General features: G+C 73.5%; 18 protein-coding genes. 8 read left to right on the plus strand and 10 right to left on the minus strand.

What is annotated here, in order from left to right:
- The first annotated feature begins 36 nt into the window (after positions 1–36).
- Positions 37–450, plus strand: coding sequence for a PaaI family thioesterase (locus tag R4Z63_RS28315; RefSeq protein ID WP_384445312.1), 414 nt, complete (start codon positions 37–39; stop codon positions 448–450).
- Positions 451–556: 106 nt separating this feature from the next.
- A complete protein-coding gene (locus R4Z63_RS28320; protein ID WP_037916349.1) occupies positions 557–1,009 on the plus strand; it encodes an SRPBCC family protein in 453 nt (150 codons plus the stop codon).
- Positions 1,010–1,023: 14 nt separating this feature from the next.
- Here the strand turns inward: R4Z63_RS28320 and R4Z63_RS28325 are convergent, their stop codons facing one another.
- The 5 genes from R4Z63_RS28325 to R4Z63_RS28345 all read right to left on the minus strand — a co-directional run bounded on the left by R4Z63_RS28325 (position 1,024) and on the right by R4Z63_RS28345 (position 6,925).
- Positions 1,024–2,598: an alpha/beta fold hydrolase gene (locus tag R4Z63_RS28325; RefSeq protein ID WP_384445310.1), complete on the minus strand. Its 1,575-nt coding sequence runs from the start codon at positions 2,596–2,598 to the stop codon at positions 1,024–1,026.
- Positions 2,599–2,751: 153 nt separating this feature from the next.
- Complete coding sequence (locus R4Z63_RS28330; protein WP_384681066.1) at positions 2,752–3,336, minus strand: hypothetical protein; 585 nt, start codon at positions 3,334–3,336, stop codon at positions 2,752–2,754.
- A 138-nt stretch (positions 3,337–3,474) separates the two neighbouring features.
- Entirely contained in the window at positions 3,475–4,473 is a 999-nt protein-coding gene (locus R4Z63_RS28335; RefSeq protein WP_384445374.1) for an SCO0930 family lipoprotein, read from the minus strand.
- Between the two features lie 137 nt (positions 4,474–4,610).
- Positions 4,611–6,029, minus strand: coding sequence for an NADH-quinone oxidoreductase subunit NuoF family protein (locus tag R4Z63_RS28340; RefSeq protein WP_236647459.1), 1,419 nt, complete (start codon positions 6,027–6,029; stop codon positions 4,611–4,613).
- A gap of 29 nt (positions 6,030–6,058) precedes the next feature.
- Positions 6,059–6,925: a hypothetical protein gene (locus tag R4Z63_RS28345; protein WP_384445305.1), complete on the minus strand. Its 867-nt coding sequence runs from the start codon at positions 6,923–6,925 to the stop codon at positions 6,059–6,061.
- 763 nt (positions 6,926–7,688) lie between these two features.
- On the opposite strand from R4Z63_RS28345, the gene R4Z63_RS28350 reads away from it, so the two are divergent.
- Positions 7,689–8,831 (plus strand): PucR family transcriptional regulator, encoded by a 1,143-nt coding sequence (locus tag R4Z63_RS28350; RefSeq protein ID WP_384445303.1) that lies wholly within the window; start codon positions 7,689–7,691, stop codon positions 8,829–8,831.
- Between the two features lie 473 nt (positions 8,832–9,304).
- On the opposite strand, the gene R4Z63_RS28355 is transcribed toward R4Z63_RS28350, so the two are convergent.
- From R4Z63_RS28355 to R4Z63_RS28370, 4 genes are all read right to left on the minus strand, one after another.
- The gene (locus R4Z63_RS28355) at positions 9,305–10,681 is read right to left on the minus strand and encodes a DUF1996 domain-containing protein (protein ID WP_384445301.1); all 1,377 of its coding nucleotides are present in this window, start codon (positions 10,679–10,681) and stop codon (positions 9,305–9,307) included.
- A gap of 9 nt (positions 10,682–10,690) precedes the next feature.
- A complete protein-coding gene (locus R4Z63_RS28360; protein WP_370466456.1) occupies positions 10,691–11,362 on the minus strand; it encodes a DUF4142 domain-containing protein in 672 nt (223 codons plus the stop codon).
- A 356-nt stretch (positions 11,363–11,718) separates the two neighbouring features.
- Entirely contained in the window at positions 11,719–12,417 is a 699-nt protein-coding gene (locus R4Z63_RS28365) for a sigma-70 family RNA polymerase sigma factor (RefSeq protein WP_384445299.1), read from the minus strand.
- A gap of 232 nt (positions 12,418–12,649) precedes the next feature.
- Positions 12,650–13,339 (minus strand): hypothetical protein, encoded by a 690-nt coding sequence (locus tag R4Z63_RS28370; protein ID WP_384445297.1) that lies wholly within the window; start codon positions 13,337–13,339, stop codon positions 12,650–12,652.
- A 332-nt stretch (positions 13,340–13,671) separates the two neighbouring features.
- Between R4Z63_RS28370 and R4Z63_RS28375 the strand changes: the two genes are divergently transcribed.
- On the plus strand, positions 13,672–14,790 hold the full coding sequence (locus R4Z63_RS28375) for an MFS transporter (RefSeq protein ID WP_384445372.1): 1,119 nt from the start codon (positions 13,672–13,674) through the stop codon (positions 14,788–14,790).
- Positions 14,787–15,875 carry a sugar ABC transporter permease gene (locus R4Z63_RS28380; RefSeq protein ID WP_384445295.1) on the plus strand — a complete coding sequence of 363 codons (1,089 nt, stop codon included), beginning with the start codon at positions 14,787–14,789 and terminating at the stop codon, positions 15,873–15,875. The genes R4Z63_RS28375 and R4Z63_RS28380 overlap by 4 nt, the downstream gene beginning before the upstream one ends.
- 253 nt (positions 15,876–16,128) lie before the next feature.
- Here R4Z63_RS28380 and R4Z63_RS28385 read toward each other — a convergent pair whose 3' ends face one another.
- A complete protein-coding gene (locus R4Z63_RS28385) occupies positions 16,129–17,295 on the minus strand; it encodes an acyl-CoA dehydrogenase family protein (RefSeq protein WP_384445370.1) in 1,167 nt (388 codons plus the stop codon).
- 233 nt (positions 17,296–17,528) lie between these two features.
- Here R4Z63_RS28385 and R4Z63_RS28390 point away from each other — a divergent pair, with 233 nt between their 5' ends.
- Genes R4Z63_RS28390 through R4Z63_RS28400 form a run of 3 tightly spaced genes read left to right on the plus strand, consistent with a single transcriptional unit; the run spans position 17,529 to position 21,224 of the window.
- Positions 17,529–19,325, plus strand: a complete 1,797-nt coding sequence (locus R4Z63_RS28390; protein ID WP_384445293.1) for a CoA transferase — start codon at positions 17,529–17,531, stop codon at positions 19,323–19,325.
- Positions 19,322–20,980, plus strand: coding sequence for an AMP-binding protein (locus R4Z63_RS28395; RefSeq protein WP_384445291.1), 1,659 nt, complete (start codon positions 19,322–19,324; stop codon positions 20,978–20,980). Before R4Z63_RS28390 ends, R4Z63_RS28395 begins: the two co-directional genes overlap by 4 nt.
- Before the next feature lie 37 nt (positions 20,981–21,017).
- Positions 21,018–21,224 (plus strand): hypothetical protein, encoded by a 207-nt coding sequence (locus tag R4Z63_RS28400; protein WP_384445289.1) that lies wholly within the window; start codon positions 21,018–21,020, stop codon positions 21,222–21,224.
- Positions 21,225–21,269: the final 45 nt, after the last annotated feature.

Genomic DNA, 21,269 nt, shown 5'->3' on the forward strand with positions numbered 1-21,269 from the left:
ATTGTGGCGGTCCGGCCGGGCCGCCACAATCTCCCGGTGACGTTCTCTCCCGCAGACGCAGACAAGATCCTCACCGACAACTTCGCGCCCTGGGTGCTGGCCCTCGGGCTGACCGTCCAGGAGACCGGCGAGCGGCACGCCGTCCTGCGGCTGCCCTGGTCCGCCGCCCTCGCGCGGGACGGCGGCGCCCTCTGCGGGCAGGCCATGATGGCCGCAGCCGACACCGCCACCGTCCTCGCGATCTGCGCCGCACGCGGCGGATACGGCCCGATGACCACCGTCCAGCAGTCGACGAGCTTTCAGCGCCCGGTGATCGACGCCGACGTGCTGATCCACGTGCGGGTCACCAAGCTCGGCAAGCGCATGGCCTTCGCCGACATCACCCTGACCCCGGAGGGCGCCGACGAGCCGGCCGCCACCGCCTCCACGGTCCACGCCCTCCTGGGCTGAACCGCGGCGGTGCGCACACCGCGGGGCCGGGGCATCGGGGCACTCGGCGCGCGCGCCGCCCGCGGGTCTGGGAGCATGGCACGGGTAGTCGCACCGAGGAGCGGACATGTCCGGACAGTTCGAGGCGAGCATAGAGATCGACCGGCCGGTCGAGCAGGTCTTCACCTACCTCGCCGACGGACGCAACGACCCCGACTTCAGTCCGCGCGTGCAGCAGATCACCAAGACCCCCGACGGCCCCACCGCGCTCGGCACCGTCTTCCGCAGCACGGTCAAGGATGCCGGGATGAAGACGGCCCGTGAGTTCCGCATCACCGGTTTCGACCCGCCGTATCTGATCCGCTGGACGGAGCAGAGCCGCAACCTGATCACCGCGGAGGGCGGCTACGACCTCGCGTCCCTGCCCGGCGGGCGCACCCGGGTCCGGATCTTCAACACGCTGGAGGGCCACGGCCTCGGCAAGCTCCTGGTCGGCATCGCGGCGGGCGCGGCCCGCAAGGACGCCCCCGACTTCGGCCGCCGCATCAAGGCTGCCGCGGAGGCGTCCCTTACGAGCTGAACCTCGGGGCCGGGTCAGAACCGCCCGGGCAGCCGGGGGAGAGGCAGCGGCTTCGCCGGAGCGGTTCCGCGGCGCTCGGCGGCGGCTTCCGCCGGGTTCTCGCAGGTCACGTCCTGGGCGGGCAGCCTCCCCGTGGCCAGGTAGGCATGGACCGGGGCGTTGGCGCATGACGCGGCGTCGAAGAGGTACACGCCGTGGCCCTCACCGCCCTTGGCCAGCACCATCCGCGAGCCCTTGAGCGCCCTGTGCAGGCCCTCGCCGCTGGTGAGCGGGGTCTGCGAGTCCCACTCGTTCTGCACCGTCAGCACGTTCGCCCGCTTGCGCATCGGGGTGGCCGACTCCACCGGCCGGTCCCAGAAGGCACACGGCTTGATGTTGGACGCGAAGTCCCCGTACAGCGGGTACCTCGCCTTGTCCTTCGCCGCGTCCCGCTCGTACTGCTCGGTGTACCGGGGCCAGGTGCCGGTGTCCCCGCAGACCACGGCCCAGAAGACGGCCGTGCTGTTGTCCGAGGCCGGCTCCTCGGCCGTCCGGCCGAGGAGCCGCAGCTTCAGTTCCCGGGTGTCCGTGCCCGCCGCCGGCGCCCTGCCCTCGGAGGCGGCCTTCAGGGCCGCGACCAGCGGTGTGGCCTGCGCCGGGTAGAAGAACACCCCGCGCGCGGACCGGATCATGTCGCCGGTGACCTTCGAGCCCTCGAAGTCGATGGGCTCCCGGTCGGCGCGCTCCACCAGCCCCCAGAAGGTGGCGGAGACCGCCTTCGGGTCGTCGCCCAGCCCGAACTGCTCGGACCGTTCCGCCGCCCACTGCGTCCACCGCGCGAACGCGGGTTCGGCCTCGGTGGCCCACACCTGGATCATCCCGCGCCAGATGCGCTGCGGGTCCACCCCGCTGTCGAGCACGAAGCGGTCGGTGCGCTCCGGGTACATCTGCGAGTACACCGCGCCGAGGTAAGTCCCGTACGAGTAGCCCAGGTACGAGATCCGGCCCTCGCCGAGCACCGCGCGGATGGTGTCCATGTCGCGGGCCGTGTTGCGGGTGGTGATGTGCGGCAGCACGGCGCCGGCCTTCTCGCGGCACTTGTCGGCGACGGTGCGGGCCCATGCCACGTCGGAGGGGAAGGTCTCCGGACGGTAGGCGCGGTCGAAGGGCTGCTCGGCGTCGTTCAGCCCGCAGGTGATGGGGCTGCTGGCGCCGACCCCGCGTGGGTCGAAACCGATCAGGTCGTAGGTGTCCCGCACCTCCTGGGGCATCGCCGAGCTCATCAGCAGCGGCAGGTCGAGCCCCTCACCACCGGGGCCACCGGGGTTCAGCAGCAGGACGCCGTGCCGCTTGGCGGGGTTCTCGCTCTTCATCCTGGATATCGCGATGTCGATCGTGCGGCCGTCGGGACGCCGGTAGTCGAGCGGGACCTTCAGCGTGGCGCACTCGTACGAGGCAGGCCGGTCGGGGCTGCACCGCTGCCATGCGGGCTTCTGCCGCAGATGGTCGGCCGCGGGAGCCGCGGCGGCCTGCGGTGCGGTCAGCAGGGGCACACCGGTGGCGATGAGACCGGCGGCGGCGAGCAGCGGTGCGAGGCGTTTCAGGCGCACGGAGCCGTTCCTTTCGGTGAAGTCGCGTACGAGTCCACCTTGTTGCACCCGGTACCCCGGCCGAATCATCCCCGGAGGGGAGGTCCTTGTGCTCCTCGCGAATGAGCCCACATCAGGACACTGGCCGACACGCCGCCTCCGCGCGGACCCGACTCAACCGCCCGCGGCGGGAGTCGAGTGGCCCGAGTGCTCGGAGGGGCCAGTGTGTTCGGAGGGGCCAGTGTGTGCGGCCCCGGAGGGCATGCCTGCGGAGGGGGCCGCGCTCCCCTCCGGGGCCGCGTCGGGCGCGGAGGGCCCCGTGCTCCCGGAGGCCGGCGTGTGGTGCGCGGTGCCCGTCTCGACGGAGCCGCCGAGCCGTTCGCGGAGCGCGTTCAGGGCGTCCGCGGACTGGGTGGTGACGACCCACCGGTCGCCCACCAGGTAGATCCCGCCGTACGCCCGGGCCTCGTCCAGCCACGCGCGCGCACCGTCCCGGGCGGCGAAGGTGGCCATGCGGTAGGCGCCCTGCCCGGTCTCACAGCCCCCCTGCCGCAACTCTTCCGCCTCCACGCTGACTTCGGCGGTGCACCCGATGGCCCTCGCGATCTCCTCGATCGAGGTGCCGGGCGTGCCCGCCTCCGCGGAGGCGGGCACGCCCGCGTGCCCCGCGCACCCTCCGGACAGCAGAACGGTGACGCACACCGCGGCGACGGCGGCGGACGGGCGGATCCGGGGAGCGGGGCGGTCGGTGGTCGGCATGCGGACCTCACGGACTGATCGGGAAAAGGGGTCGTGGCGCCCGGGAGGGGAGGGGCCCGGGCACCACGCGTTCAGGGGGTGTCGTGCTGTTCGGTGCTGTGCGGCGCGGAAAGTCCTTTGGGGGCGGGCTTCACGGCCTCATCCGGTGGCCGTCACCTTCTTGCCCTTGTCGGAGACCGCGAACCAGACGCCCTGCTTGCCCTGTCCGTTGATGTCGCCGGCTTCCTTGTCCCCGGTGAAGGTGTACACCGGCCAGCAGTCGATCGTCAGCTGTTCGGTGCCGTCAGGCCGCTTGAACGTTCCCACCAATTCCGCGGGAATTCCCTTCACCAATTCCTTGTCGACGGCCTTGGCGGGCTTCCACGTGTTCAGGCAGGCGCCGAGGCAGTTGGTCTTCATCGGCCAGGCGCTGTCCTTGTCGAACCGGTACAGGGTGCGGCCCTCCGCGTCCGTGAGGATGGCACCGAGCTTCGTGTTCCGGTTGACCCCGACCGGATCGGCCTGCGCCTCGTTCTGGCCGCCGGCCTCACCCGCGGGCGCGCCCGCTCCGCCGCCCGCGCTCGGGTCGGCGCCGGACCCGCCGCCCGCCTTGGCCGGCTTGCCGTCGGGCGCCAGCACGTGCCAGGTCCCGCCGACGCCTTCGCCGAGCGTGTCGCCCGGCTTCGTGTCCTTGGCGTAGCGGTACACCGGCCAGCCCGCCAGGGTCAGCTGCTTGGTCCCGTCGGCCCGTTCGACCGATCCGAGCAGGCTCTTGTCCATGCCCTCGCCCGCCGAGGCGTCATCCGCGGAGACCGCCGGCCAGACCGCAGCGCAGTCCCCCTCACAGTTGGACTTCGGGGGCTTGGGAGTGTCCTTGTCGAACCGGTAGAGCGTGAAGCCCGCACTGTCGGTGACGGTCGACCCCAGTTGCGCGTTGGCCTCCACCTTGAGCTCTCCGGCCGGGCCGTTCTTGACCGTGTCGGCGGCCGGTACGGCGCCCGAGCCGCCACCGTATCCGTCATAACCGGAGCCCGCCTGTTTGCTGTCGCCGACCGGCTGGACCGAATCCTGCTTTCCCGCGGAATTCTCGCCGCTGCCACAAGCGGCGGTCAGCATCAATACCGCGACGGCCGACCCGGCGAATACTCCACGACGCATCTTCTTCACGATCTCTCCTTCAGGTCAGGATTCGCGTTCTCGTGCCCTGGGTAATTTCTACGGGGCCGCTGTCGGAGAATGTCAATCTCCCTGGGAATTTGTCAGATCGCGCCAACATTGAACCCGGTGCAGTTGGTTCAGTCCTGGATGCGCAGCGCCAGCGCGGGGCAGCGCCGCACCGCGCGCTGGGCCTTCTGCCGCAACTGCGCCGGTACCGGCATGGACGCCTGGGACGGGTAGCCGTCCGCGTCGAGCCGTACGACGTCGGGGAGGATGTCCACGCACAGTCCGTGTCCCCTGCACAGGGTCCAGTCCACCACCAGCCGTTCCTCCGGGGTCTCGTCCTCGGGAAGGGGCAGCGCCCCCACCACTCGCCGGCCGCAGCCGCTGCCGAGGGCGTGGTCGCGGAACTCGTCCGGGAACGCCGCGAGCGCCGAGGCGACGAACGCCGCGGTGCCGTCGGGATGGCTGCACGCACCACGGCGCCGCACCACCTTCATCCGGGCCTCGATCGTTTCCAGCGCGGTTCTGCCCCCGCCCCTCACCGCGTCCTCCATCACGTCGGCCAGCGCGGGCAGCCCCCGGAAGCAGGGGCCGCACTGCCCGGCCGTCTCGTTCGCCATCCAGCGGGTCACCCGTGCCACCTCGCCCGCCGGGCAGGTGTCCTCCGGCAGGGGCAGTACCGCCCCCGCCCCCAGCACCGCGTCGAAGGCCGCGAGGGAACCGCGGGACAGGTCGGCGATACGGGCGGACCCCGGGTCCAGCCACTTGCCGTGGTACCCGCCCACCAGGACACCCTGGCCGGGATCCAGCCCGCACAGCTCCAGGACGTACGCCAGCGGGGTCCCCAGCGGCGCCTCGACGACCGTGCGGCCGGCGATGGTCAGCATCACGGTGCCGGGCTCGGAGGGCAGGCCGACCGCCCGGAAGTCCAGCGCGCCGATCCGTGCCGCCACGGCGAGCTGGGCGTAGGTCTCGGTGTTCGAGAACAGGGTGGGCATGCCGCCCAGGCCCCGCTCGCTGGTCCGGATCTTCTGCCCCGAAGGCAGCGTCGGCCCCCCGTTCAGGCCGTTGACCATGGAGGTGCTCTCACCCGTCACGAAGCGTTCGGGCAGCGCCTGTACCCGCACCTGACGGCCGGCGGGACCGCGTTCCGCCACGGCCGCGCGGAGCGACTGCTCCACGTCCGGCCGGGTGACGCCGATGACGACGTCCTCGGCGCCGACCGCGGCGGCGGCCAGCAGGGCCCCGTCCAGCACCAGGTGCGGGACGTGCAGCAGCAGAGCCTTGTCCTTGAGGCAACTCGGTTCGCCCTCACTGGCGTTGACGACCACCGCGGTTCCCGTGTCGCGGCCCTCGGCCGCGCGCATGACAGCACGCAGTTTCCGGGCGAAGGGGAACCCGGCCCCGCCGCGTCCCCGCAAGTCGATGTTCTCGGCGAGGTCGACGAGCTCGTCCGGCCGGTAGCGCGGTAGCTGGCCGTGCGTGGTCAGATGGGCGACGCGGTCGAGCCGGGGGGCCTGATCGAGCCCGGCCAGCAGTCTGGGGGCGCCCACGCAGCCGAGGCTGGGGCGCGTGAAGCCGCTCACAGCCGCCACTCGCGGGTGGCGAACTGGTCCCCGTCCATGCCAGCGGTGCCCATGCCCAAGCCGGCGTCCATGGAGGAGCCGGCCGGGTCGGCCGCGTACACGGCCGTCAGAGCGGGTTGGTCGTCCGTGGGCGGCGCGGCCGGCCCGGTGAACTTCTCCCGCGCGCCCGACGCCCGGGCGCGCGACTCCCGTCGCTGCCGGGGGACCGCGGCCACGACGGGCAGTTGCTGCGTACTCGCCGTTCCGGGGGGCCTGGTCGGTGACTCACTCGTCCTGGACCTGATCCGGAAGGCCAACATGCCGGCGACGCCGAGCAGGCACAGCGCGTACGACACCGTTACATAGAGGTCGGCGGCGCGGCCCGCCTTCAGCCCGTGCACCAGCGAGGCACCCCAGGCCGGATAGGCGGCGAAGTGCAGGGCGCGCCACCATAGGGAGCGGCCCTTGGTGGCGAACGCGCTGCGCACCGCGCCGGAGACGGCGACCGCGACGAAGAGGTATCCGGCCAGGCTGCCGAGACCGATCAGCACGGGCTGTCCGATGTCGGTGAAGGGCACCGCCGCCGCCGAGGCGGTCGTCCGCTGCCCCGCGATCTTGACCCAGATGTGCAGGGCCAGGAAGCCGAGCCCGGACACGGCCAGGCCGCGGTGCACGCCCTGGGCCAGCAGCCGGTGCCCCGATTTCAGCAGCAGTCGGTCGGTGGAGATCAGCCCCCACAGCACGGTGGAGGTGAGCGAGACGAGCGAGAGCACGCCTGCCCCGAAGTCGAGGAAGTCCCAGAACTGGGTGAAGGCGCCCGCGCGGGCGGCCACGGTGATGGAGACGATGGCCGCGCCGACGGCGCAGAGCGCGCCCGGACTCATCCGTCCGGGGGTCGGCAAAAGGGAGGGCCGCCGGGCGGCCCTCCGTCCCGCTGCCGGAGCCGATGCCGCGTGTCGGCTTTTACGGCGGGCCCTGTGCGGGCGAGGCGTGTGCGGCTGGGGCAAGGGCATCCAGGTCTCCTGTGCGCCTGGGTACCGAGCACTCCACCTGGCGCTCGGAACCCGGGGGTCGTTGTCGTCTCTGCCCGGCCGCGCTGTGAAACTCCGCGCCGGCCGAGGGAACTTGGGGCCGGAGTGCAGCAGCATCGTGGAGCGTCACATCAGCTCCACAGGATTTATCGAAACGTGATAATTTCTCGCAGCCCGTCTCCGGCGCATCGAACAACACCGGAAGATTCCCCTCCAGCGGAGGTTGCAACAGGCCACCGCGCCGCCCGCCACCTACGCGTCCCGGACAGCAAAAAGAAGGCAAAGTCCCGGGACGATAGGCGGCCGGACCTCTCCAGGAGGGAGTACGAGGGCCGCAACTCCCGTGTCATGCAACGATGTTGACGCGGGGGGCAACCTCGGCGGGCTTGCCGCTCTTCCCCGGGCAAGCCTCACCCCGGCACGAACGAGGAAAACGATGTGCGAACTTCTGAACCGCATCTGGTCCCGCCCCCGAGGCGAGTGGACGCGCGTCCTGCGCAGGGAACTCCCCGCGCTGGCTGCCGAGATAGTGGAGGAGCTTCTGCATGGAATTCCGGAATTTTCCGCACTTGTCGATGACAACGATGCCATTGACGCAGAGTTGTTCCGGCAACTGGTGGAAGAGGCACTCCTCACCACGCTCGGCTACCAGGAACGATCCCGGGAACAAGCACCGGACGACTGCCAGGACCAGGCAGAGAACCAGGACGAATCCGAGGCCGAAACCGAGGCCGAAACCCAGGCCGAAACCGAGGCCGCACGCGCCGGCCGCGGCAGGGCCGTCAGCAGGGAGGCGACATACACGGACGAGTGCGAGATCACGCACGAGGGCCGGCGCGGCGACATCCGCGAGGAGGTCCGTCCCGGGTCCCGCGAAGGGATCCGTCAGCCGGTCCTCAAACGCGTCCGGGACAACACCCGGATGGGAACCGAGGAGGAGAACGGTGAAGAAGCCCGTCCGGGCGAACGGGCCCGCCAGGAGCTCTTCAGGACCCTCACCGACGACCGCGTCGCGTCCGACAGCTCCCTCACCGAGCTCGCCGAGGCGGCCGGATGGCCCCTCCCGCTGGCCGTGCGGGCCATCGTTCCGGCCACGCCCGGCGAGGCGCAGCAACTGGCGGGCGTCCTGGAGGACGCCCTTGTCGGGATGTTCGCGGGCCGGCCGTGCCTGCTGGTCCCGAGCCCTGAGCAGGATGACCGCGGACCGCTGGAGCATCTGCTGCGCGGCCGGTTCGCTGCAGTGGGACACACCGTCCCGATCCGGGACACGGCCTCTTCCCTGCGCTGGGCGCTGCGCCTGGCCGGTCTGACCCCCAGCCGACCCGGCATGGAACCCAGGGCCGTCTTCGTCGACGACCACCTCTCGACGCTGCTCCTGCTCCAGGACGAACCCCTGGCCCACGCCCTGGCCGCCCGCTGGCTGCGACCCCTCGCGGACTTGACCCCGCGGCAGAGCGAGCGGCTGGAGGTGACCCTGCTCGCCTGGCTCGAGGGCGGAGGTGCGCCCGAAGCGGCCAAGGCCCTCAGCGTGCACCCGCAGACCGTGCGGTACCGCATGCGCCAGCTGGAGAAGCTCTTCGGAACCGGACTGCGTGACCCGCGGACCCGGTTCGAACTGGAGATGGCCCTCCGCAGCCGCCGCCTGATGGCACAGGTGCGGCGTCAGCACTCCCGCGTGACCCGCAGGACGGCCCGGGTCATCCAAGCGGACTTCACCCCCCTCGTCGTCGGCCGCATGGCCCGCGTCAACGGACTCTGAACCCCCGAACCCCCAAACCCCCGTACAACCTCACCCCTGAACCCCCGAACCCACACCCCCTCTGAACAACCCCCGACCCGAACTCCGCACCACACCGGCCCGGCCCGGCCCCGTACCCACGGGGCCGGGCCGGGCCTCTTCACGCCCGCGCATACGGCCGGGGGCACGTCACCGTCGATCCGTTCGCCGGCGCGTGGTGGCCGACCGGGTGGCCGGGTGACCTGGTGAGCGGCAGGCGGCAGGCGGCGGTGTGCGGATGGCGGTTGTGCCGGCGTGGGCGGGCCGCGGACCGGGCGGGCGACGGGCCAGCGATGCCGCAGCCTCACCAGGGCTGCCCCGTACCGTGGCCGGACACACGAAAACGGTGTTGGTCCGAAGGGGCTTCGGACCAACACCGTTCCCGGGGCGGGCGCGGGGGAGAGAAGAGGGGAGCGCCCGCCCCGGGGGCGAAGGGGGTGAACCGGCCGTGAGCGTCAGCGGCAGTTGCGCCCGCTGTTGATGCAGTTGACGGCCCTGTTCATCAGGCCGTTCGACATCACGTTGATGAAGTCTCCGTGGTCGGTCACCGGCTTGTGCAGCTGCTCAGGGAAGCTGTCCACGGCGATCCGGGAGCCCGGCTGCACCCGGTACACGATGCGCTGCACCAGCTGCGGGATGGCGGTGAAGCCCTTCTGGCAGCGGCCGTTGCGGTCCGCGAAGGCCACGTGCGTGCGGTGGTTGGCGCTGTCGGTGTTCCGGCCGTCCCAGCAGCTCTGGAACGAGAAGGTGCGCACCACGTCGCTGCCCTTGGGGCAGATCGGGTACTTGTCCTTCAGCTGGCGGTTCTCGAATCCGGTGCAGCTCCACGACGCGTTGGCGTTGGCAGTGCCGTTGGTGAAGGCCTTGGCGTCACCGGTGATGATCCGCAGGAACCGCGGCATGGCCTTGACCTGGCCCTGGGGGCTGCCCTTGAAGGTGATCGTGACCTGCTTGGGCTTCAGGATCGTGCCGACGTTGCCGTCCTGCCCGCCGCCGGGCGCCTGCGCGTCCCGCTCGGCCCTGCCGTCCCGCAGCCGCAGGACGGGCCAGTAGTAGGTGGACTGGTCGCCGTTGCCGCAGGTGGTGCCGGCCCGGGCGAGGCTGCCGTTCGTGGAGAAGGCGTCCGTGGACACGTTGCCCACGTAGTCGTGCATGTGGTGGGCGCCGTTGGACACACCGGGGGCGACGATCACGTTGTCGGGGTTGAAGTGGCCGTTCTCGTTGCGGCCGCAGTTCACGCTGAAGGAGCCCTTGGAGGCGCCGTTCTGCGCCCGGGGCGCGCGGACGTTGGGGCGGACCTTGGTGATGTTGACGAAGTCGCTCTTCGCCGGGGCGCCCTTCTTGCCGGCCGCGGACGACTTGGCGTCCGAGGCCAGCGCCGCCGCTCCGCCTCCGCCGTCCTCCTCGGCCGGCGCCTTCTTCATCTGGCAGGAGCTCAGCGAGGCGATCTCCTTCGGGGGGTCACCGGCCCGGTCGATCGCGTCGGACATGACCTTGATGGTCTGTTCCCGCTTCTGCTTCAACTCGCCGAGCAGGGCGTTGCCCTGTGCCTGGCCGGAGGCGAGCCGTCGGTAGGCGTCGGCCACCTGGTCGTCCAGCTTGGCCAGGTTCGTGTCGACCTCGGCCTTGGCCTGCTCGGGTACGGCCGTGAGCTTCTCGCCCACGTCGGGGCAGTCGATGGTGGTCGTCAACTGTGCCTTGCGGCTGCCGTCCTGGCCCGCGGAGGCGTTGCCGGCGACGACGGCGACCCCGCCGCCGCCCAGCACGAGCGCGGAGACCACTCCCACGATCTTGGTCGACAATCGGGCGCGCTTGTGGCTCTTTGGACTCATGCGATCACTTCACTTCGTCGGTGGGACATTGTCGGAGAGCCCGTCGAAGTCGACCAGACCGGTGTCCTCCAGGACCGTGATGTGGTCCAGGACCGTGGCGTTGGCGGACGTGGCGAGGGCTCGCACCATGGAGTTGCGGGTCTGGGCTCGGATCCCGGCCAGCAGGGAGAACACCTTTCCGTGCGCCCGGCGCAACAGCTGGGTGAACAGCCGTTCGTACTCCTCCCCCTTGGCGCGGTTCAGCTGGCCCAACCAGTCCTGCTGCTGCGCGGAGGGCTGGTTGGGAAGGTCGATGCCGAGGGCCTGGCCGACCTGGATGGCCTGCCGGTCCAGGTCGGTGTGGCCGTCGACGAGGTGGTCCCCGGCCGTACGGATAGCGGGCCGCGTCCCGCGTTGCTGGGCCTGCCGCCCGGCGGGCAGCTCCCACAGCCCGGCGAGACGGACCTTGCGGACGAAGTCGCGGTCTGCGGCGGTCAGCGGCCCGTATGCCGTGCTTACCGTTCCCAGGCCGTCGTCGGCATCGGCCGGAACCGCCGCTGTGGCGGCCGTCGCCCGGCTGCCGAACTTGTCCACGGGGACCAGCAGGGCGATCAGGGTGAGCGCGAGCGCGGTGATGACGACACCGCTGGCGATCGAGTACCGGGTGGCCATCGACCAGCCTCGGGTGTTTCTCCGCTGCACTGACAGCAAAGTGCCTCCTTGCTCCGTGGGGCCGGGAGGTGGCGGGGCAGGGAGGTTCCGCAAGCGTGGTGCGGTGCGACACCCGCATTCCCGGGGGTGTCACCGGACGGTAGTGCCCGGCGCCACACCCCTGCCGGAGGACATCACCATCGGATAAACACTCCGGCGACTCCCGGAAAGGCTGATATCTTGCCGCGCTCCGCCCCTGTGCCCTCCGATGCAGGCGCCGCACGGCAGACGGCCGTTGCCGCCACGCGGTCGTGCGGAGAGACACGCGGCCACCCGTACCCGCGCGGTGACCGGCTCGGCCCCGGCCGGGAACGGCGCGCCGCCGCCCCCGCCGGGCCCGTCCCGGATCAGGCGGCCGAAGCCGCGAGCACCGCGGCGCGCGTCCCGCTCGGGGTCCGCCGACCCTGCGCGGCCTGGGCCACCTGGTCCGGTGCGGCTGTGTGAGGGTCCGTCAGGAGCGCCAGGAGCGAGGTGCGCGCCCGGGCCACCCGAGAGCGGACCGTGCCGATCGGGCAGCCGACCGCCTCGGCCGCCTCCGCGTAGGGGAGCCCCAGCAACTGTGTGAGCACGAAGGCCTCCCGGCGCTCGGCCGGGATCGCGGCCAGCAGTTCCGCCAGCGCGATGCCGTCCTCGAAACCCGGCACGTCGTACGGCTGGGCCTGTTCGGCGGCTGTCTGCCAGTCGCAGCGGTCCGACAGTCTCGGCCGTGCGGCGGCGTGGCGCAGGCTGTCCACCACGGTCCGCCGGGCTATGGACAGCAACCAGGTACGGGCGGAGGAGCGGCCCTCGAAGCGGTGCAGGCCGGCCAGCGCCCGCAGGAACACGTCCTGCGTGAGGTCGTCGGCGGCCTGGGCATCCGCGCTCAGATAGGCGACGTAGCGCCAGACATCGCGGTGGAGGGCGCGCACGAATCGGTCCGTCTTCGCGGGGTCGCCGTCCCGGGCGGCGAGTGCCAGCCGGGTCACCTCGGCATCGGAGTCCTCGGTGTGCCGGGCGGAACGCGCGCCGGCGGTACGGGACGGGGAGGTCGTCAGGGCAGGAGTCATCGCCAAAGGTCCTTATGTGCAAGGGGAGTCCGGTGCCGCGTGAGCGGGCGGGACCGGTGAAGGGCACGGCCTGCCGCAGGGCATGGCCGAGGGCCCGAGGCGCGGCATCCACGCGTGCATGCGGTGCACGAGGCGTGTCAGTTGTGTCAGGTGCGTGCGAGGCGTGCGAGGCGTGAGCGAGAGCCGTCGCGAACGCGGTCGCGGATGCCGGGGCGGCTCGGGTGACCAGCTGTCAGAGGACAGCGGTCGCTGTCGGCGGACCCCTCGATGTGATGGCGTGCACGAGGAACAGCTGCCGCGGTGCGCGCGTACGGCGCGCCCGGCGCACCCGCGGGCGCGGCCGGTGCGCGACCGCGGCCGGGCGCAGCAGCAGACACAGCGGGGTCCGCAGCCGGGCGGCCACGGCGCGCACCACGCGGAAGAGGGCGCGTTCGCCGTGGGCCAGCCACAGGCCGCACAGTACGGCGGCCAGCAGGTGGGCGAGCAGCATCCCGGCCGGGGACATGAGCACCATCGGCACGGCCGAGGCCTGGTGCCCACCGCCCGCCATGTGCACGGCGGCCGGTGCGGACAGGGCGTCGACCGTCCCGTGCCCGGCGTGGTGCGCGTGAAGGGCCGCTCCCGCAGGCACGGTTGTGGCCGGTGCGGCCGCCAGACCGACGGACGGAGCCGAGGACCGGGGCAGCGTCTGCGGGAGGGGCTGGGCGAGGGACTGGGCCAGGGAGAACCCCGAGTGCAGCACCGCCTGGACGGCGACGGCGGCCCCCGTGACGGCGAGGATGCCGCGCTCACGGTCCGCGAGGGACCAGGCCGTCGTCGCCGCCCCCGTGAACCCGAGGCAGAACGCCCACCAGGGCACCGCCGTACCCGACATGAGCAGGTGACCGGTGGCCGCGAGCAGCACGCAGAGGGCTGCGAACATCGCAGCCCGTAGGGCGCGTAAACAGCGGACCGGCTCCATGGCGGGGCTCATCCTCGCACCGGCCTCCCGAGCCGCACACCGGGGTACGCACTTCCGGACAAGTTTCCGCGAGCCGACCGTGTCACAGCCGGGCCGCCCGCCTCGTGTGGTGCAGGGCACAGCGGAGAACGGGAACCGGCCCGCTGCTCCACCCGACTGCCTACCCGGTCGGCCATGCGGTTCAACGTCCGGGGAAGGGAGACTTTGTGGCGTCGGAGGGAGCGGCGACGGCATCGCCGGCGGAGCAGGACGGCACCGGGGGACGGCGGCTGACGGCGCTCCTGACCTGCGCCATGGCGTTCTCGATGCTGCAACTGTTCCTCCTCGGGGCGCTCGGTCCGCGCCTCGTGGCGGAACTGGGCCTCACCCCGGCCCTGTTGGGTCTGACCACCACCATCGGTTTCGGAACCGCCGCCGTGCTCTCCCCGGCGGGCGGCCGGATCGTGGACCGGATCGGGCCCCGGCGCTCACTCGTCGTGCTCCTCCTCCTGTCCGCCGCGGCGCTCGCCCTGATCGGCGCCGCCCCGGGTGCCGGCCTGCTGCTGGGCGCCGTCGCACTCGGGGGCGTACCGCAGGCGCTCGCCAACCCGGCCACCAACAAAGCCGTGCTGCGCGCCGTTCCGCCCGCCCGGAGGGGCGCCGTCACCGGCCTCAAGCAGTCCGGTGTGCAACTGGGCGCCTTTGCGGCGGGGGCTCCGCTGGCGGCCCTGGCAGGCGGCATCGGTTGGCGCGGCGCGGTCTGGACGGGCGCGGCGGCGGCGCTGCTCACCGGACTGTGGGCGCTGCGGGTCCTTCCCGCGGACCCTTCGCCGCCACCGGCCGGCCCGCGGCCTTCGTTCGCCCCGCGCGGGATGGTGGCCTGGCTGGCCGCCTTTTCGCTGTTCCTCGGTGCGGGAATCGCCTCCGTGAACACCTACCTCGCCCTCTTCGGCGCGCAACGCCTGGGCATGGGGCCGACGGCGGCGGGCGCCCTGGTCGCCGTACTGGGTGTGGCCGGCATCGCCGGCCGGGTGGGCTGGTCCAGGGCGGCCCGGCCCGGCCGCGCCGAATGGCTCCCCGGCTGGCTCGCGTGCGGCGCGCTGGGCGCGGCCGCCCTGCTGGGGGCCGCACTCGTGGCGGGCCCGCTGGTGTGGGTCGGCGCCGTCGCCGTAGGGGTGTTCGCCGTCTCGGGCAACGCCGTCTCGATGGTGCTGGTCCTCCAGCGGGCCGCCCCCGGACGGGCCGGACAGGACTCCGCGCTGGTCGCGTCCGGCTTCTTCGCCGGATTCGCGCTGGGCCCGCCGCTGTTCGGGCTGCTCGCGCAGAACGGACGCTACGGACCGGGCTGGCTCCTGGTGGCGGCGGAGTTCGCGGCGGCCGCGGCCGTCGCGCTCCTCTGGGCGGTACGGGACCGGCGCGGAGGTGCGGTGTGAGCGCGCGGACCGGCCGGGCACTGGCGGCGGTCATGGAGCGGGTGGCGGTGACCGGGTCCGAGGTGGGGGTGCGCTTCCCGCTGTACGCGGATCCCGCCGACGGGCGGTGGACCACGACCGGCCGCGGCTCGTGGACCGGGGGCTTCTGGGCCGGACTGCTGTGGCTGAGGGCGCGGTACACCGGAGCCGGTCCCGACCGGCGGGCCGCCGCGGCCTGCACGGCCCGCCTCGAACCGTGGATCGGGGCCGACACCGCCACGCGGGGCCTCATCTTCTGGTACGGGACCGCTGCGGCCGGCGACGACGCGGAGGCCGCTGCCCTGCGCGACCGGGCGGCCGGTGCCTGCCGCTCGGCCTGTGACCCGGAACTCGGAATCCTGCCCTGGGGCAACGCCCTGGGCGGCCCCCGCCTGCTCGCCCGCGTGGACGCCGTACCCGGCACCGTGCCGCTCCTCGCCGGCGCCGGAGCGGACGGGGCGGCCGCGGCGGCGTCCCACCTCCAGCGGCACCTGGACCTCTGCCTCGGCAGGCCGGGCGACGGGGCACCGTGGTTCCGGCCCGCCCTGGGCTTCGACGCGGCCACCGGCCGGTGGCGGCCCTGTGCGGAGCCGTTGCCCGGCTGGAGCCGGGGCCCGGCCTGGCTGCTCCTGGCGGTCGCCGACGCCCTGCTCCGGCCGGCCGTCGCGACGGCCGGCTCCGCCCAGTTGACCGATGCGGCCGCCCTGCTGGTCGAGCGCGGTGGGCTGCTGACCGGGTGCCCGGTTCCGCCGGCCGACTCCGACCGCCCGGACGGCCCCCTCGACACCTCGGCCGCAGCGATCACGGCGGTCGCCCTGCTGAAACTGTCCCGCACGCCGGGCCCTCGCGCGGACCAGTACGCCCTTCGCGCCGGGGAGATCCTCGACCACCTCACCCGGTCCCACCTCACCGGGGACGACGGCCCCCGCCCGGCCGGCATGCTGCTGGACGGCTGCTACGACGCAGCGCACCACCTCGCGGTCCGCCACGAACTCGTCTGGGGCGACTTCTTCCTGGCCCTCGCCCTGTCCGCCCTCCACGGCCTCGTGGACATCACCCAGGTCTGAGGACGCGCGGCCAGGAGGACCGTGATCCCCTGCACGGACCAGAAGCCCCCGGCCGGGCGGGCCGCGCCCGGAACCCCCGCCGCCGCGGTGTCCCAGCGACCGCTGCGCGCGGCCGGTCAAGCCCGGGTTACGGCCCCCGGGCCTGCCCGCCGTGGTACCTGATGGCCTGAGCCCCGTTCGCCGAGCCCGGTGGGCGGCCGGGGCCGAGCTCCTGCGCGGAACGCTGTGAGCCGGCGCTGACCGGCCGGGCGGGCTACCTCGGCGGCCCGTAGGTGCGCAGGACGCGGCGGGCCACCGAGGTGATGTGGAGTTCGTCCGGGCCGTCGAGGATGCGGGCGGCGCGGCCCGTGCGGAAGAGGGACGGGAGTGCCGTGTCCGGGCCGAGACCGGCGGCCCCGTGGATCTGGATGGCGGAGTCGGCAACCTGCTGGAGCATGCGCGCGGCGGCGACCTTGGCCAGCCCCACTTCCGTGCGCGCGTCCCGTCCGGCGGCGACGAGCGCCACCGCCTCCCGGACGAGGGGCCGGGTGGTGCGCAGGGCGAGCAAGGCGTCGAAGACGTGGGCCTGCACCAGCTGCTGGTCGGCGAGCGGCCCGCGGGATCCGCCGTGCGTGGCGGCCCGTTCGCACATCAGGTCGAAGGCCCGTTGGGCCTGGCCGAGCCAGCGCAGGCAGCGCAGCGTCCGGCCGAGCTGCAGCCGCTCGCCGGCGATGGCCAGGGCATCGCCGGGCTCCCCGAGGAGGTGGTCGGCCGGCACCCGCACCCCGTCGAGGGCGATCTCGTACTGACCCGGGGCGCCCAGCACGGGGAGTTCGCGCACCACGCGGAAGCCGGCGGAGCCGGTGGGCACGAGCAGCAGCGACAGCCCCTCGCGGTCTCCGGACACCCCGGACGTACGGGCCATCACCGTCACCAGGTCGGCGCCGGCCACGCCCGAGGTGAACCACTTGCGGCCGGTGACCAGCCAGCCGCCGTCCGGATGCCGTTCGGCGCGGGTGGCGGTCCGCGACGGGTCGGTGCCGGGCACCCCCGGCTCCGTCATGGCATAGCAGGTGCGCATCTCCCCGGAGACGAGCCGCGCCAGGTACGCCGCGCGCACCCCCGGCCGCCCGTACCGCGCCAGCATCGTCACGTCGAGCAGCGGGGCGGATCCCAGTGCCGCGGGGCCGTGGTCGCTGGCGCCCTCGGCCTCGGCCAGCCCGGCGTAGGCCGCGAAGGACAGCCCGCCGCCGCCCAGCCCGGCCGGGAGCGGCAGGGCCCACAGCCCCTCGGCCCGAGCCTCGGCGCGCAGTGCCGCCAGGGCCTCGGCGGCCCCGGGCCCGCCCCTGTCCAGCACGGGCTCCCGGGGGAACACCCGGTCCCGGACGAATCGGGCGACCGCTTCCACCGGCGCGTCTGCGCCCGGATCCCGTTCCGCCACTCCGGCGCCGTCCGTGCGGGGATCTTCCACTGTGTGCCTCCTCCTGTCCGGGAACTTCCCGTGCTGGTGCGGACTTCCGAAACGCTGCGCGAGCTGCCGCCAACTCGCGGGAACTCGCACGAACGGCCGACCGACTCCCTGTTCGTGGAACTGGTCGGGCGCCGATGCTCCCGGGTTCCCGCATCCCGCAAGACCCGGGCCGCGGCCACCGCCGCAGCCAGGAGAGGAGAGGCATGGCGTCACCAGCAACCACGCAGACGGTCCGGCCGCTCGACGCACTGTGCTTCGACGCCTCGGGGCCGCCGCAGATCGCAAGCGTCGTCACTGATCACCTGCGGCTGCTCGGCGCGCGGACGGTCCGCCCCGGCCCGGCCGGTGACGGCGACGCGCCCGCCGCCGGCACCACGCTCACCGGCGGCGGCTTCGCGCCGGCGCACGCCACCGCCACCTGGGCGGACCCGGTGAGCGGGCTCGCCGACGAGGCCACGGTGCAGGCCGCCACCGGGATGATGGCCGTGCACGGGCGGCGTGACGGCACCCCACGCGGACTCGCCGTCGACTACGCCGCCACGGCCACCGCCGTCCTCACGGTGCAGGGCCTGCTCGCCGACCTCGTGGGCCAGGCCCGGGGCGGCCCCGCCGCCCAGGTCGCCACCGGCGCGGACCGGGCCGGACTGCTCGCCGTGTCCCAGTACCTCGCGGCGGCCGGCGCCGACGAGGGCGAGGCGGCCGACATCGCCCCCGGCGGACCGCCGTTCACCTCCGCCGACGGGATCCTCTTCGAACTGGAGACGCTCGACCCGGGTGCCTGGGCCGCCTTCTGGAAGGCTCTGGAGGCACCCGCGGACGCCTTCAGGACAGGCTGGCGACCCTTCCAGTTCCGCTACGCCACCGCCTGCGCCCCGCTGCCGGCGGCCCTCCACACCACCACGCGGTCCCACGGCTGGGACCGGATCCGCCGGGCCGCGGCCGCCTCCGGAGCGCAGGTGTGCGCACTGCGCTCCCTCGCGGACCGGGCCGCGGAGCACGACGGGGCCGCACCCTGGTTGCTGACCCCGACGAAGGGCGGGGCTGTGCCCGGCGGACCCGGCCGCGCGTCCGGCCCGGCAGCCGGCCGGCCCCTCGCGGGGCTCACCGTGCTGGAGGCGGGCCGCCGCATCCAGGCACCGCTCGCCGCGCACCTGCTCGGGCTGCTGGGCGCAGAGGTGATCCGCATCGAACCGCCGGGTGGCGACCCGCTGCGCGGCATGCCACCCACCTGCTCCGGGATCTCCGCCCGCTGGCTCGCGCTCAACCGCGGCAAACGGGCCGTCGAGATCGACATCAAAGCGGCGGCGGACCGCGGCCGGCTGCGGGACATGGCGGCGCACGCCGACGTCTTCCTGCACAACTGGGCGCCGGGCAAGGCCGCCTCCCTCGGCCTCGACGCCGACGACCTCGGGGCGGTCAACCCCGCGCTCGTCCACGCGTACACCAGCGGTTGGGCCGGTCGGCTCGACGACGCCCCCATGGGCACGGACTTCATGGTCCAGGCCCGTACGGGAGTCGGCGAGGCCGCCCGGCCCGAGGGCGAGGTCCCCGCGCCCTCGCTGATGACCCTCCTCGACGTCCTCGGCGGACTGCTGGGTGCCGAGGCGATCCTCGCCGGACTGCTGCTGCGCGAACGCACCGGCCGCGGCGTACGGGTCGAATCCTCCCTGCTCGGAGCAGCCGACACCCTCACCGGCCCGGCCCTGCGCCGGGCGGCCCGTGGCCAGAGCCCCCGGCGCCCGGCCGGCTTCCGCCACCCCCTGGCCACGGCCGACGGCTGGATCGCCCCCGCCGACGCCGACGCCCGCGCCGCGGCCCGCCACGACCTGCGTGACCTGCCCACGACGGAGGCTCTGTCCCGGCTGTACCGGAACGGCCTGACCGCGGCCGCCGTCACCACCGAACTGTCCGGCCTGCACCACGACCCGCGCTTCGCCGGCACCCTCACCCGCGACGCGCACGGCGCCCCCGCAGTCCCCGACCCCTGGAGCTTCGCATGACCGCCGACAGCCTCGTCCTGCGCGACCTGCTGCCCGCCGAACTCCGCCGTTCCTGGGTTGTCGACGGCACCTGCCCCGACCTGGACCTCTACAGCCTCTTCCGCGCCCGCCAGATCGCCGACCTGCACCGCACCGCCGTCATCGACGCCAAGGGCAAGCTGTGCTACACCGCCCTCGACCGCAAGGTCCGGTGCCTGGCCACCGGCCTGAGGGAGCTCGGGATCGGCCCGGGCGACGTGGTCGGCGTCCAACTGCCCGACGGGCGCGGCGCCGTCATCGCCGACCTGGCACTGGCCGCCCTCGGCGCGGTCTCGCTGCCCTTCCCCGTGGGCCGGGGAGTCCTGGAGGCGGAGTGCCTGCTGCGCCGTGCCGAGGCCGTCGCCGTCATCGCGGCGACCGAGCACCGCGGGCAGCGGCACGCGGCCGATCTGCGCACGCTTGCCGGGGCACTTCCGCGCCTGCGTCACGTGATCGCCGCCGGGCGACCGGACACCACACCCGAAGGAACGATTCCGCTGGCGGAGCTGCTGCGCCGCGACCCCGGCGGGTTCGTGCCGGCCCGTCCCGACCCCGAAGGCGCCGCGCGCATCCTGGTGTCCTCCGGTTCCGAGGCGGAACCCAAGATGATCGCGTACTCGCACAACGCGCTGGCCGGGGGCCGCGGCAACTTCCTGGCCTCCCTGATGCCCGACGGGACCCCGCCGCGCTGTCTCTTCCTGGTTCCGCTGGCCTCCGCCTTCGGCTCCAACGGCACCGCGGTCACCCTGGCCCGGCACGGCGGCACCCTGGTACTGCTCGACCACTTCAGCGCCGACGCCGCGCTGGCGGCCCTGCGCGAACACCGGCCGACGCACGTCCTCGGCGTACCCACCATGGTCCGCATGATGCTCGAACGGCTCGACGAGACAGGGGAGGAACCACCTTCCCCCACCGCCCTGGTCCTCGGCGGGGCGCCGCTGGACGGGACCACGGCGGCCGCCGCGGCGCGCGCCTTCGGCTGCTCCGTCGTCAACCTCTACGGTTCCGCGGACGGCGTGAACTGCCATACCGGGCTCGGCAGCGCGGTGCCGCCCACCGACGGTTCCGGCGTCGTCGCGGGCCACCCCGACCCCCGGGTCGCCGAGATCCGCATCGCCGATCCCGACACCCTTGAGCCCCTCCCCGACGGTTCCGTCGGGGAGATCGTCTCGCGCGGCCCGATGACCCCGCTGTGTTACGTCGGCGCCCCCGAGCTGGACGCCCGCTACCGCACGCCCGACGGCTGGGTCCGCACCGGGGACCTGGGCTACCTCGACAGCGAGAGCGTCCTGCACGTCGTCGGCCGTCTCAAGGACGTCGTCATCCGCGGCGGGGCCAACATCAGCCCGGCCGAGGTGGAACGCGAACTCACCGCGCACCCCCAGGTCCGCGACGTGGCCTGCGTCGGTGTACCCGACCCGCTGATGGGGGAGCGGCTCGCGGCCTGCGTCGTGGCCCGAGGGACCCAGGCCCCCACCCTCGCCTCCCTCGGCAAGCATCTGACGGGGCGCGGTCTGGAGCGGCGCAAGCACCCCGAGCAGCTCCTCGTCGTCGCGGAGCTGCCCCTGACGGCGGCCGGCAAACCGGACCGCGCGGCCCTGCGCAAGCGCCTGGCCGAGAGCCGGGCACTCGTGTAGACGGGCCGTGGTCCGCCCCGGACGGCATGATCGCCGCATGGAGCTCTGGCATCGGGAACCGGCACAGGACGCCGCACGCTGGGCCGCCCTGACGCGGCCCGGCGTGCGGCTCGCCGCCGAGGACTTCGCCGCCGAGAACGGTGAGGGGGACGCGGCCGAGCGAGCGACGGCGGCCCGGGCTGGGCGGGCCACCCCGACGACGCCGGACCGGCCACCCGCCGGCCCGGAGCCCTGGTGTGGCTGATCCGTCAGCAGGACCTGAAACGGGGCGATCTCGAAGCCGCCGTGC

The sequence above is a fragment of the Streptomyces sp. PL-29 genome (assembly GCF_058344425.1).

What these genes read in the sequence shown, in the direction of transcription:
- R4Z63_RS28320 (WP_037916349.1), top strand. Translation starts at nt 557, where the DNA reads ATGTCCGGACAGTTCGAGGCGAGCATAGAGATCGACCGGCCGGTCGAG.
- R4Z63_RS28330 (WP_384681066.1), bottom strand. Translation starts at nt 3,336, where the DNA reads ATGCCGACCACCGACCGCCCCGCTCCCCGGATCCGCCCGTCCGCCGCC.
- R4Z63_RS28335 (WP_384445374.1), bottom strand. Translation starts at nt 4,473, where the DNA reads ATGCGTCGTGGAGTATTCGCCGGGTCGGCCGTCGCGGTATTGATGCTG.
- R4Z63_RS28345 (WP_384445305.1), bottom strand. Translation starts at nt 6,925, where the DNA reads ATGAGTCCGGGCGCGCTCTGCGCCGTCGGCGCGGCCATCGTCTCCATC.
- R4Z63_RS28355 (WP_384445301.1), bottom strand. Translation starts at nt 10,681, where the DNA reads ATGAGTCCAAAGAGCCACAAGCGCGCCCGATTGTCGACCAAGATCGTG.
- R4Z63_RS28365 (WP_384445299.1), bottom strand. Translation starts at nt 12,417, where the DNA reads ATGACTCCTGCCCTGACGACCTCCCCGTCCCGTACCGCCGGCGCGCGT.
- R4Z63_RS28370 (WP_384445297.1), bottom strand. Translation starts at nt 13,339, where the DNA reads ATGTTCGCAGCCCTCTGCGTGCTGCTCGCGGCCACCGGTCACCTGCTC.
- R4Z63_RS28375 (WP_384445372.1), top strand. Translation starts at nt 13,672, where the DNA reads ATGGCGTTCTCGATGCTGCAACTGTTCCTCCTCGGGGCGCTCGGTCCG.
- R4Z63_RS28390 (WP_384445293.1), top strand. Translation starts at nt 17,529, where the DNA reads ATGGCGTCACCAGCAACCACGCAGACGGTCCGGCCGCTCGACGCACTG.
- R4Z63_RS28395 (WP_384445291.1), top strand. Translation starts at nt 19,322, where the DNA reads ATGACCGCCGACAGCCTCGTCCTGCGCGACCTGCTGCCCGCCGAACTC.
- R4Z63_RS28400 (WP_384445289.1), top strand. Translation starts at nt 21,018, where the DNA reads ATGGAGCTCTGGCATCGGGAACCGGCACAGGACGCCGCACGCTGGGCC.